This is a genomic window from Mesorhizobium sp. M7A.T.Ca.US.000.02.2.1, from assembly GCF_003996995.1.
Classification (GTDB): Bacteria; Pseudomonadota; Alphaproteobacteria; order Rhizobiales; family Rhizobiaceae; genus Mesorhizobium.
This window is the reverse complement of sequence record NZ_RZTT01000192.1, coordinates 1-11429: the sequence shown is the minus strand read 5'-3', so window position 1 is coordinate 11429 and position 11429 is coordinate 1. Positions and strand designations below refer to the sequence as shown.

At 61.9% G+C, this 11429-nt stretch carries 12 protein-coding genes; 3 read left to right on the top strand and 9 right to left on the bottom strand.

Annotation, left to right across the window (positions count from 1 at the left end; all coding sequences use genetic code 11):
• From EOD15_RS18750 to EOD15_RS18740, 3 genes are all read left to right on the top strand, one after another.
• A partial coding sequence (locus tag EOD15_RS18750) for a helix-turn-helix domain-containing protein (RefSeq protein WP_127408722.1) occupies positions 1 to 210 on the top strand: 210 nt, incomplete at its 5' end.
• A 72-nt stretch (positions 211 to 282) separates the two neighbouring features.
• Positions 283 to 573 (top strand): DUF1778 domain-containing protein, encoded by a 291-nt coding sequence (locus tag EOD15_RS18745; RefSeq protein WP_127317915.1) that lies wholly within the window; start codon positions 283 to 285, stop codon positions 571 to 573.
• Complete coding sequence (locus EOD15_RS18740) at positions 570 to 1061, top strand: GNAT family N-acetyltransferase (protein WP_127317913.1); 492 nt, start codon at positions 570 to 572, stop codon at positions 1059 to 1061. The genes EOD15_RS18745 and EOD15_RS18740 overlap by 4 nt, the downstream gene beginning before the upstream one ends.
• Before the next feature lie 37 nt (positions 1062 to 1098).
• On the opposite strand, the gene EOD15_RS18735 is transcribed toward EOD15_RS18740, so the two are convergent.
• The 9 genes from EOD15_RS18735 to EOD15_RS18695 all read right to left on the bottom strand — a co-directional run.
• Positions 1099 to 1440 (bottom strand): peptidase inhibitor family I36 protein, encoded by a 342-nt coding sequence (locus tag EOD15_RS18735; protein WP_023812325.1) that lies wholly within the window; start codon positions 1438 to 1440, stop codon positions 1099 to 1101.
• 167 nt (positions 1441 to 1607) lie between these two features.
• Positions 1608 to 2456 carry a DUF1194 domain-containing protein gene (locus tag EOD15_RS18730; protein ID WP_127317911.1) on the bottom strand — a complete coding sequence of 283 codons (849 nt, stop codon included), beginning with the start codon at positions 2454 to 2456 and terminating at the stop codon, positions 1608 to 1610.
• Between the two features lie 93 nt (positions 2457 to 2549).
• Positions 2550 to 5111, bottom strand: coding sequence for an FAD-dependent oxidoreductase (locus EOD15_RS18725; protein ID WP_127408721.1), 2562 nt, complete (start codon positions 5109 to 5111; stop codon positions 2550 to 2552).
• 158 nt (positions 5112 to 5269) lie between these two features.
• On the bottom strand, positions 5270 to 6028 hold the full coding sequence (locus EOD15_RS18720; RefSeq protein WP_127317907.1) for an FkbM family methyltransferase: 759 nt from the start codon (positions 6026 to 6028) through the stop codon (positions 5270 to 5272).
• On the bottom strand, positions 6025 to 7257 hold the full coding sequence (locus tag EOD15_RS18715) for a glycosyltransferase 87 family protein (RefSeq protein ID WP_127408720.1): 1233 nt from the start codon (positions 7255 to 7257) through the stop codon (positions 6025 to 6027). Before EOD15_RS18715 ends, EOD15_RS18720 begins: the two co-directional genes overlap by 4 nt.
• A 19-nt stretch (positions 7258 to 7276) precedes the next feature.
• Positions 7277 to 8707, bottom strand: a complete 1431-nt coding sequence (locus EOD15_RS18710) for an aspartate aminotransferase family protein (protein WP_245463708.1) — start codon at positions 8705 to 8707, stop codon at positions 7277 to 7279.
• Positions 8708 to 8811: 104 nt separating this feature from the next.
• Positions 8812 to 9819: an NAD(P)-dependent oxidoreductase gene (locus EOD15_RS18705; RefSeq protein ID WP_127320679.1), complete on the bottom strand. Its 1008-nt coding sequence runs from the start codon at positions 9817 to 9819 to the stop codon at positions 8812 to 8814.
• Positions 9816 to 10265, bottom strand: coding sequence for an EamA family transporter (locus tag EOD15_RS18700; protein WP_127320678.1), 450 nt, complete (start codon positions 10263 to 10265; stop codon positions 9816 to 9818). The genes EOD15_RS18705 and EOD15_RS18700 overlap by 4 nt, the downstream gene beginning before the upstream one ends.
• Before the next feature lie 124 nt (positions 10266 to 10389).
• On the bottom strand, positions 10390 to 11429 hold a 1040-nt coding region (locus EOD15_RS18695; protein ID WP_148129578.1), incomplete at its 5' end, for an FAD-binding oxidoreductase.

Sequence of the window (11429 nt, the reverse complement as noted above, 5' to 3'; positions counted from 1 at the left end):
GAGATGGGCCGCTCCCCCGCCCGCTATTATCTCGAAATCCGGCTTGACCGCGCCCGACATCTGCTGATCCAGTCGTCGATGCCGGTGGTCGAGGTGGCGGTCGCCTGCGGCTTCGTCTCGGCCTCGCATTTCTCCAAATGCTACCGAGAACTCTACGCCCGCTCGCCGCAGCAGGAGCGCGTCGACCGCAAGCAGCTGCTGGCGGCCTGATCCGATATCCCTTAGAGAATTGTCATGACATTGTCTGGCAAAATGTGATATCCTTATGTCGAAAGGTGTCACATGACCACGAGAACGACTCGATCCGAAAAACTGGACTTGCGTCTTACCGTCGAAGCAAAGCGGACGCTCGCGACCGCAGCCGCCGTTGAACGCCGTTCGCTGAGTGATTTTGTCCTTGAAAGTGCACTTGGGCGCGCCGAGGAAACACTGGCGGACCGACACAGCTTCTCCCTCGACGCAGAAAAATGGGCTGCGTTCATCGCGGCGCTGGATGCCCCCACGCGAGATCTTCCGCGCCTGAAGCGCCTGCTGAGTGAACCGAGCATCTTTTCCGGCCGCGATCCAGCGTGAGCCGGTTTCGTATCGAGAAACTGGCTCGCACGCATTTGGTGGATGTGTTCGATTGCGGCGAACTGCCGCTCAATAGGTTTCTCGCCAGGTACGCACTTCAAAACCAGCAAGCAAATGCTTCGCAAACCTATATTGGTCTCTCCGGCGAAGATGTGGTCGGCTTCTATACGCTCGTGGTTGGTGAAGTCGCCTATGATGGTGCGCCCGAGCGGTTGACGAAAGGCCTTGCGCGCCATCCGGTTCCGATAATGCTGCTGGCGCGTCTCGCGGTCAGCCTGAACTGGCAGGGCAAAGGCGTTGGCGGCGGAATGCTGCGCGATGCCATCCTGCGCAGCCTGCAGGCGGCTGACATTGCAGGCATCCGCGCGGTGACCGTACATGCCAAGGATCACAATGCCCGCGCCTTTTACGAGCGTTATGGTTTCATTCAATCCCCAACCGACCCGCTACACCTCTATGTGCTTGTAAAGGATTTACGGAACCTTTGAGGCACACGTAATCGGTCTGCGCTCCGCCGCCTGAACCTCAGTAGTCGTCGCAGGTGCATTCCGCCGAGGAGATACGGTCGTTCCAGTCACTGCCGCCCAAATTGCGGATCCTGCGCGTGATCTCGATCGAGCGGCCGCCCATCCGAGAATCCTCATAGGCCACGAGCGTGCAGCCGCGGCGAACGATCACCGACGACACACGGTCATTCCAAAACTGGCCGCCACGAAAATTTACGGAATCCTCGGCACCCATGCCGATGGACCGCCCGCGAAAATTCCCGTTCTCGAACATGATGCAGGCAGCCTGGTTGTATTGGGCGCTGGCGACGTCGGCATAAAGCACAGACGCGACTGCGGTCAGGATGGCAAGACGTCTCATCGGTGTTTCCTCGGTTTGGCCGCGCTCCTGGCTGGATCACGCGGCCCGCCCAGTTTGCCACTGCTTCGGTAGCGGAGGCAAGCCTGGAGCGTAAGCCCGAACAGGTAGGCAGCGGGGCAAGAATGGGACCCGGTTCGGCCAAAGATCACGCTCAACGGAGAAGAGCTTTAGCGGCTGTCGAACATCCAACTCCGGTTTCGCCACATTTTCTCACCGACCAGACAGTCGGTGGTGGACCTCTCCTGCGCCAATATCACCGGCGGATGCGCGGCCTCTTCCGCCGCCCATTGCGGCGAGGCCGGACCGGCGAGTTCCAGCACCAGTTTGCGACGGATGGCTTCGGGAAACTGCGTCCAGTCATTGACCGGGATCATGAAGGCTCCGGGACCGCCAATGACGCAGTCGCTGTAGTAGCGATCGAGATTGCTGACGTCGTAGGCACCGGTGAAGCCGCCTCGTGTCATCAGCGGCAAGCCGTTGATGACGATGCCTTGCTTGATCAGCCCATCGCGGATCAGGTTGACCGGCGCACCCTGGTTGTTGGGGCCGTCGCCCGAAATGTCGATGACCCGCTTCGTGCCCCGGTAGCCGCTTTCGGCGAACAGGTCGTTGCCGAACTCCAGCGCTCCGGAGATCGAGGTGCGCCGCGCGCTATTGGGCGGCTGAGCGGACAACTGCGCGACCACGCGCTCCGCGTCGGTGCGGCTGGCGATCACCGTCCACGGCACGATGACGCGCTGCCAGGTGGTGCCGGCCCATTCGACATAGGTGACGGCGATCTTGCCATAAGCGCCATCGGCAATGGCTTGCAGCACATTGTCGTGCGTCAGCGCCGCTGCGTAGCCATGACGCTGGATCTCGAGCTCGTCCGGTGACATCGACAACGAGACATCGACGGCCAGCACCAGCTCGACATCGACGGGCTCGTCAGCAAGGGACGCCGGCGCCAACCAAAGCGTCAGCGCGAACGCGGCACAGCCCGAAAGCATATGTCTAGCACAGGCAAAAGCAGACATTCCGCAAGGGTAAGCGAAAACCGCCGGCTTAAAAAGAGAAAAGCCCGGCCGATGGCCGGGCTTTTGCCTTCATGCCCTTGCGCCTGCCAGCAATCAGCTGCGCGGCTTCAAATTCTCCGGATCGTAGAGCGGCTTGTAGCCGACGGCGGCGACTTCGACTGGATAGGTCTCGCCGAAATACTCGATCGTGAGCTTGCGGCCTTCCTGGGCGTACGCCCACGGCAAATAGGCAAGACCGATATTCTTGCCGACGGTCGGCCCGTACGCCATCGAGGTGGTGAAGGACCGGCGGCCGAGGTCGTCGACCAGCGTTTCGCCGGTCTTCGGGTCCATCACCGGCATCGTGCCGACCGGATAGCGGGCCACGCCCTTCGCATCGACATTCTCGGTCATCACCAGCGTGCACAGCATGGCCGGCTGGTGCTCGCGGGCGCGATATTCGACATGCTTCGCCTTGCCGCAGAAATCGTTCTCCTTGACCTTCGGACGTGCAAGATCGGCTTCGAGCAGATTGTATTCGGTCAAAAGGTCGGCGTTCTGCAGCCGCAGGCTCTTTTCCATGCGGCGCGTGTTGGCATAGGTCTCAACGCCGAAGGGCATCACGCCGGTCGAGCGCAAGGCGTCCCAGACGGCCAGGCCGTCCTCGTAGCGCATATGCAGCTCCCAGCCCTGCTCGCCGACATAGGAGATGCGGAAAGCGGTGACATCCTTGCCGCCGATGCGGACCGGCTTGATTGCCGCGAATGGGAAGTTCTCAACAGAGAGCCCGTCCGGATTTTCGACCACCTTCTGCAAGGTCGCCCGGGCGTTCGGCCCCCAGATGCCGATGGTGACGTATTTTTCCGTCACGTCGGTGATGGTGACGTCGAAACCTTTGTCCTGTGCCGTGCGGCGCATGTACTGGAAGTCGCGCGGACCGGCGTCCGCGCCGTCGATCAAACGACAGCGGTCGGCCATGCGGATGACGGTAAAGTCGGCGCGCACCATGCCTTCCTCGTCGAGGAAGTGGGTGTAGATGCCCTTGCCGATGTTGTTGTCGCCGCCGATCTTGGCCGCGCACAGCCATTCCAGCAGCGCGACATGGTCGGGACCTTCGATGTCGTACATGGCGAAATGCGACAGGTTGACGATGCCGCAATCCTCGCTCATGGCGAGATGCTCGGCATTGGAGACGCGCCAGAAATGGCGGTTGTCCCACTCGTTCTCGCGCACCGGCACGCGGTTGCCGTATTTTTCCAGGAGATGCTCGTTGGCGGCATAGCCGTGGGCGCGCTCCCAGCCGCCGAGCTCCATGAAATAGCCGCCGAGTTCCTTCTCGCGTTCCCAGAACGGCGAGCGCCTGATGTTGCGGGCTTTGGAGAACGGCTCGCGCGGATGCACCGCCGGATTGTAGACCTTCATCGCCGTCTCGGTGCAGCGATCCCAGATGAATTGCTCCTTGGTCTGGTGCGGATAGAACCGTGCATAGTCGATGGCATGGTGATCGATTGCGGTGCGGCCGTCGGTCATCCAGTCGGCGATCAGCTTGCCCATGCCGGGACCGTCCTTGACCCAGATGGCGACGGCATACCACAGGCCCCGCACCTTCTGGCTTTCGCCCATGGACGGGCCGCCATCAGCCGTCACCTGGAGAAGCCCGTTGAAGGAATGGCTCTCATTGTAGCCGAGTTCGCCCAGGATTGGCGTCAGTTCCATGGCGCGTTCGAGCGGTGCCAGGATTTGCTCCATGTCGAGGTCGCGCTGGGAGGGCGAAAGCCGCGCCTGATCCTTCTCCAGCAGGTCGCGCGGATGGCAAAGGCGCGGATTGGTCTCTTCGTAATAGCCCCACTCGATCTGCCCGCCCTCGGCGGTCTTGGGATCGCCGGTGTCACGCATATAGGCCGAGTTGCCCTGGTCGCGCAGCAGCGGCCAGCCGATCTCCTTGCCCGTGCCGGCGAACTCGTTGTAGGGGCCGAAGAAGGTCAGCGGATGGTCGATCGGCATGACCGGCAGGTCTTCGCCCACCATTTCCGCAATCAGCCGGCCCCAGATCCCGGCGCAGACGACGACATAGTCGGCCTCGATGGTGCCGCGGTCGGTCACCACGCCTGATATGCGGCCGTCCTTGACGACGAGCGACCTGGCCGATGTGTTGGCGAAGGATTTCAGCTTGCCGGAGGCTTCCGCTTGGTCGACCAGTTTGCCGGCGACCGTCTGCGAGCGCGGGATGACCAGGCCGGCATCGGGATCCCACAGGCCGCCCTGCACTATTCCTTCTTCGATGAGCGGAAATTTTTCCTTGATCTCGGCCGGTTCGATCAGACGGGCGCGCGTGCCAAACGCCTTGGCCGAGGCGATCTTGCGCTTGATCTCTTCCATGCGGCTGTCATCGCCGACGCGAGCCACTTCCAGGCCGCCGATGCGCGCGTAGTGGCCCATCTTCTCGTAGAAATCGATGGAGTAGAGCGTCGTCCAGCACGACAGGAAATCATGGCTGGTGGTGTAGCAGAAGTCGGAGGCGTGCGCGGTCGAGCCGATATCGGTCGGGATGCCTGACTTGTCGATGCCGACAATGTCGTCCCATCCGCGTTCGATCAGATGATGGGCGATCGATGCGCCTACGATACCGCCCAGGCCGACGATGACGACCTTCGCCTTTTTCGGAAACTCTGCCATTGCCCGCGACTCCAAAGTGATAAAGCGCGCGGACTATAGGGCGGAGCGATGGGCCTGATGAAGCCTGTTTGCGACATTGGCAAAAGGCCGAGCGACCAGACGGCAGAATGCGTCCCGTCGGACCCTTGGCGGTTCGCCTTCCAAGGTAAGGCTATAACTCAGGCGAAGGCCCAGATGTCCTCGGCCTGGAAGCCGACCTGATAGCCTGATGTCTTCAGCTTGACCACGACCTGGCCGATCTCGGCGGCCGGCAGCGCGCCGACCTCGACCTTGATCATGCCGGGACGGTAGCGCTTGAGGTCGAGCTGTTCGAAAACGATCCAGTCGGCGCCCTCGCAATCGACGAGGAAGGCGTCGATATGGGTGATGCCGTTGCGGTCGAGCAGCGTCTGCAAGGTCTCGGATGGCACCTCGATGTCCCTGAGATGCGGCGCGAACTTGTTGAAGTTGGCGTCGGCCTCGCCCCAGGCATTCTTGCCCGACATCAGATTGGTGTCGGTGACCGACGAGCAGCCGATGAACTCGATGGGCAGCGTGCCGGCCTCGAGCGCGGCGGCATCGAAAGTGTGGACGGTGATCGTGCCCTTTGTCTTCGTCACCGCCACCGGCTCGATGATGAACCGGCTGGTGTCGGGGTAGTTGGCGCGCAGTCGTTTCTGATTGTACGGGATCGGCTCGACCAGCATCGCGCGTGCGCCAGCTATGCGGTGCAGCCACGGCGTCACATCGTCGAACAGCGCACCGTCGCAGGCACCGACATTGACCATCTGGAACGGTCGCCCTGCCCCACCAAATCGCGCCTTCAGCGCCGCCCTGGCCAGGAACTTCGTGCCGCGCAGCGACGGCCCGCGATCGAGAACACCACTTGGTAGACCAAGCGACAGGGCAACGCGCGCCAGGCTGGATAGCGAACTCATGGCTTGTCTCCGGGAATGATTGGCAAGGGCGCGCGATTCTGGCCACGAGCCGCGGCTGCCCACAGCGCCATGAACGGCGTCGCCAGCAGCAGGAATGGCGGGATCAGATGCGGGAAATAGATGCGCGTGTCGTGGATCGGAAAGACGGTGAACTTCGCCAGCGCGCCGAGCACCAGTGCCGCAAACAGGATGCCGGCGCGGCGGTCGAGGCGGAAGCCGGCGCGGGCGGCGGCAAACCAGCCGGCCAGTGCCAGCACCGACACGCCGACCCAGCTGTTCAAGCTGACGGCGCGCAGCAGCGAGGCGGCAAACGCCCTGAGATAGGCGGTGACCGAGAATGGCGGCTCGAACCCGTCCATATTGTAATGCTGCTCGATGCTGGAGAACCACAGATGCGGCCACCAGCCGGGATGATGGGCCCAGTGCGATATGGCGAAATAGGCGACGATAGAAGCCGCAAAACCGGCCAGCGCGCCCCACGATTTCTGCCGGAAGGCGACCAGCAGCACGGCAAAAACAGCAAGGAAAACAATATTGTCCGGGCGCACCATGAAGGCGAGGAAGAGCAGGATCGCGGTCGCCACCTCGCGGCCGCGGACATAGGCGTAAAGTCCACCCAGCAACAGCGCCGACGTGAGCAGATCCGGCGTCGAGGCGCGCGCCGCATCGCCGAAATCGGCCATGATCAGCACCGCGCCGACCGCAGGCGCCAAGGCCAGTGCCCCCTCGGAGCGCAGCCACATCAGGGCGATCGCGCCGAACAGCAGAACCGAGAACACTGAGACCAGGCGCATCGCCTCGACCGGCGACATCACCGCGCTCATCGTCGACAGTATCTCGGCGTAGAGAAATTTGATCCGGTACATGCCGAGCAGTGAATGGAAGTCGGCGGCATTCTCCGCCATGTGACTGCGGAAGCCGCCGCCATCGTCGGTCAGCGCCTTATAGTCGCCTGCGGACACGCCCGATTTGACAGTGCTGTAGGCATAGTCATGCAGCGCCTGTGCATCGGGATAGGTGCCTTCCCCCGCTATAGCGAGATAGGGCAGCATGTCCCAGTTGGCGTCGGGCATCACCCATGCGGTGAACGCTGTAAAAAGAATGTAAAGCGCGAAAGCCGCCGCGCCGATCGGTGCTGCCAGCCGCGCATAAGTCCCCTCGCCCCACGTCAGAACGGGCTCGGTGAGCCGGTCGACTGGGTTTTGTGGAGCGGGCGACTTGGTCAGCATCGTTGTATCCAGCGAGCGCTTAACGGACCTGGCTTTTGACGAAATCCTTCACGATTCCCACGATGCCGCGCGACAGCAGGTTGTCGAAGGCATCGACGAAGCGGTCGACATGCTCGCGCTGGCAGATCAGCGGCGGCTCGAGCCGGATGACGTTGCGGTTGTATTCGGTGAAGGCGACTAACACATCGTAGTCGCGCAGCAGCAACGCCCCGATGAAGCCCGACAGCGAACCCTTCAGCTTGTCGTCGAGCACGCTGACGATCGGCCGCAGCACCATCGGCAAGGTCTGCGAGAAGTCGTGGAACTCCAGGCCGATCATAAAACCCTTGCCGCGCACCTCCTTGATGATCTTCGGGTACTTTTCCCTGAGCGCCTGCAGGCGCTGCAGCAAATAGTCGCCGGTGACGGCGGCATTGTCGATCAGCCCCTCGTCGTAGAGCACGTTGAGCCCCTCGATCGAGGTGACGCAGGCCTCGCCCATGCCGCCGAAGGTCGCCATGGCATGGATCATCGCCGTTTTCGGCGTGCCATAGGCCTTCATATAAACCTCGCGCCGCGCGATCATCGCGCCGACCGCGGCCTTGCCGGCGCCAAGCGATTTGGCCAGCGCTGTCACATCGGGAATGACGCCGTAATGCTCGAAAGCATAGAAGCGGCCTGACCGGCCATAGCCGCACTGCACTTCGTCGGCGACCCACAACACGCCATACTGGTCGCACAGTGCGCGCAGCTTCTGCCAATATTCGGCCGGCGCCTGAATGATGCCGCCACCGCCCTGGATGGTTTCAAGCACGATGACCCCGATCTCCGGATCGGAGCGGAACAGGCGCTCGACCGCCTCGATGTCGGCAAACGGGATGCGGACCGTGTTTTCGGCCACCTTGAAATCCGCGCGGTAAAGCTGCCCGTCGGTGATGCCCAGCACGCCTTTGGTCTTGCCGTGGAAGGAATTCTCGGCATAGACGATCTTCGGCCGCTTCGGACCGGCCGCGCGCTCGGCGAGCTTCACCGCCGCTTCCATCGCTTCCGAACCGGACGAGCCCAAAAATACCATGTCGAGATCGCCGGGCGAGCATTTGGCGATGTTGTGCGCAAGCGCTGCCGCATATTGCGACATGAAGGCGATGGCGATTTCCTGGCGCTTCTCCTCCTGGAATTTCTTGCGTGCTTCCAGAATGCGCGGATGATTGTGGCCGAAGGCCAGCGAACCGAAGCCGCCGAAGAAGTCGAGGATCTTGCGGCCGTTCTGGTCGATGTAGAACATGCCTTCGGCACGCTCGATCTTGATCTTGTGGAAGCCGAGCAGCTTCATGAAGTGCAGCTGGCCGGGGTTGAGATGCGCCTTGAACAGGTCGGTCATGCGGGCAACGTCCATCGCCTTGGCCTGCTCGACGCTGATCAAATCGGGCTTGGCGATGGTGGCGGGCGACAGCGACGGCGCGCTGACCATGGTGCGCAAATTGGTCTGTTCGGGCTTGGCCATGACGGTCATTTCAATCTCCTGTCTGCACGCACGACCAGGATCGAGCGCAACGAAAGCTGTTTTGCGAGCCGCTATTCGGCGGGCACATGTTTGGTGGCGACGGCGTGACCGGCTTTCTTTGCGCGGTACTCGCTGTAGGCGGCGATCAGCATGTCCTCGTCGCGATATTGCGGCACCCAGCCGAGCTGACGCCCGGCCTTGGACACGTCGAGCACGCAGTCCTCGTCGGCGATCAGATACTGTTCCGGGTCCATGATCGGCATGTTCAAGAGGTCAAGCAGGTCCAGCGTGCGCTTGACCGCCCAGCCCGGTGTCGGGATCAGGATCGATTTCGAGGCGGCATGCCTGATCAAATCGCCGAGCAATTTCTTGACCGGCGGCGGGTTGAGCGAACCCAGATTATAGGCCTCATTAGGCACACCGGCCTTCCAGGCCGCGCGCGCGGCCTCGGCGCAGTCGAACACCGAGATGAACTGATAAGGATTCCTGCCCGAACCGATCATCGGCACGGGAAGGTTCCAGTCGATCAGCTTGAACAGTTTCTCCAGAATGCCGAGCCGGCCGGGGCCGATGATCAGGCGCGGGCGAAACAGCGAGATCGACATGCCGCGCTTGCGCCATTCGGCCGCCAACTCCTCTGTCTTTTGCTTCGACCAGCCATATTCGCCCAGCGGCGCCACCGGGTGCTCCTCGGTCATCGGCTGCGTGACCGTGTGGCCGTAGATCATGTCGGTCGTGTAGTGGACGAGTTTTGACGCACCGGCTCCGTCCATGGCCTGCATGATGTGCTCGGTGCCGTGGAAATTCACCGGGAAAAAGAAATCGTGCCGCTTGGCGCGCACCTGGATCGGCGACAGCATCTTGGCCGACAGATTATAGACCATGTCGTCGGCCTTCAGCCCAACCGCCGCGACCGATGCCGGATCGATGACGTCGCACTGGACAAAGCGGACAGTGCGGTAATGCGGCAGGTCGCTTTTGACGATATCGGCGACGACGACCTCTTCACCATCGGCCACAAGTTTCGGGGCGAGATGGCGGCCGACGAAACCGTCGCCGCCGAAAATCACATGTCTCATCGAACAGTCTCGTTTGCTTGGATCTTGTCAGGCGTGATGGAAGCCGTCTGGTCTTCATGCCCTCGCTCGCCCAAATCCCGGCCACTTTGGGCGATCAGCACCGTGCCGACGCAGATGAAGGCGATGCCGGCGATGCGCCAGCCATTGAGGTCCTCGCGGAAGACGAAATAAGCGAAGATGGCGACGGCAACATAGGCGAGGCTGAGGAACGGATAGGCGAAGGAGAGCTCGACCTTGGACAGCACATAGAGATGCGATGCCATCGAGATGACGAAGGTACACAGGCCAAGGAACACCCAGGGGCTGAAAACGATCTGCAGCAACTTGACGAACGGATTGACGCCCTCAAACGAGATCGGCCCGAGCGACATCATGCCTTGCTTCAGCATCAGCTGCGCGGCGGCATTGGTCACGACTGTAAAGAGAATGAAGACGATGTATTTCATGTGTTCCAAGCCACCCCTTCGCGATTCTTACTACAAACCCGCAAACATTTGGTGAAGTCCCAACAATATTTTGAGTAAATCGCGTTATTAAGCATCAATTAACCGGGAATTATTCGAGTTTTATCTATTCGGCCGCCTCGACCGAGCCTCGTCGCGCATCCAACCTCTTCGCGGTGCGCGCCCAGAAGTCAGACATGAAGGCGTGGTCGCGGAGCGCTTCCAGCCGCTGCCATTCGGGAAAGGACGAGGCGAATATCTCGGCCCCCATGCGGGCGTCCTTGTATGGATTGACCGCGCCGCCGGCCTCGACCGTGATGCGGTCGAGTTCCCGCAGCAATGTCAGCGTCGCGGCACCCCTGTTGGGGAAATCCAGTGTCAGCGTGTAGCCGGAACGCGGAAACGACAGCAGCGCCGGCGAGCGGATGGAGCCAAAGCGCTTCAGCACGGTGAGGAACGAGCCCCGCCCGGCTTGCCTTGCAGCCGCCAGCAATGCCGGCACGGCCTCGCGCGCCGTCTCTTCCGGCACCACGCTCTGGTGCTGGAAAAGCCCTTTCGGCCCATAAAGCCGGTTCCAGTCGCGCACGCCGTCGAGCGGGAAGAAGAAGCCCTGATATCCGGCCTGGCGCGGCACCGTTGCCCGGCTCTTCCTCCACCTGTAGGCAGCGTTGAAGGCGGTCAGGAACGGCCGGTTGAGCACATTGAATGGCGGCTGGACCGGCACCGAGAAATTGCCGCCGACGCGCGAGGCGGCATGCGAGCCGTGCTCGGCGTGATTGCCCGACAACAGCAGGCCGCGACCGCTGTTGCGGCCGCCGGCCAATTGGTCGATCCAGGCGACCGCATATTCATTGGCCTGATCGGCCGCCTCGGCCAGGTCGAAGAATTCGCAGAGATCACGAAACGGCGTCGCCTTTTCGACGATGTCGAGGGAATGCACCCGCATCAACCGGATCGAAGCCGACAGGATGAGGCCGGTCAGCCCCATGCCGCCGATCGTTGCCGCAAACAGCCACGCATTGTCAGATGCCGAACAGCGATAGGTCTTTCCGTCGGACCTGAGCAGCGTGAAGCTCTCGACATGGCAGCCGAATGTCCCGCGCCGATGATGGTTCTTGCCATGCACGTCGTTTGCGATGGCGCCACCCAGCGTGACGAATTGGGTGC

Coding starts and splice junctions, on each gene's coding strand:
- EOD15_RS18705 (WP_127320679.1), bottom strand. CDS start 9,819: ATGAGACATGTGATTTTCGGCGGCGACGGTTTCGTCGGCCGCCATCTC.
- EOD15_RS18735 (WP_023812325.1), bottom strand. CDS start 1,440: ATGAGACGTCTTGCCATCCTGACCGCAGTCGCGTCTGTGCTTTATGCC.
- EOD15_RS18700 (WP_127320678.1), bottom strand. CDS start 10,265: ATGAAATACATCGTCTTCATTCTCTTTACAGTCGTGACCAATGCCGCC.
- EOD15_RS18745 (WP_127317915.1), top strand. CDS start 283: ATGACCACGAGAACGACTCGATCCGAAAAACTGGACTTGCGTCTTACC.
- EOD15_RS18710 (WP_245463708.1), bottom strand. CDS start 8,707: ATGGTCAGCGCGCCGTCGCTGTCGCCCGCCACCATCGCCAAGCCCGAT.
- EOD15_RS18725 (WP_127408721.1), bottom strand. CDS start 5,111: ATGGCAGAGTTTCCGAAAAAGGCGAAGGTCGTCATCGTCGGCCTGGGC.
- EOD15_RS18715 (WP_127408720.1), bottom strand. CDS start 7,257: ATGCTGACCAAGTCGCCCGCTCCACAAAACCCAGTCGACCGGCTCACC.
- EOD15_RS18720 (WP_127317907.1), bottom strand. CDS start 6,028: ATGAGTTCGCTATCCAGCCTGGCGCGCGTTGCCCTGTCGCTTGGTCTA.
- EOD15_RS18730 (WP_127317911.1), bottom strand. CDS start 2,456: ATGTCTGCTTTTGCCTGTGCTAGACATATGCTTTCGGGCTGTGCCGCG.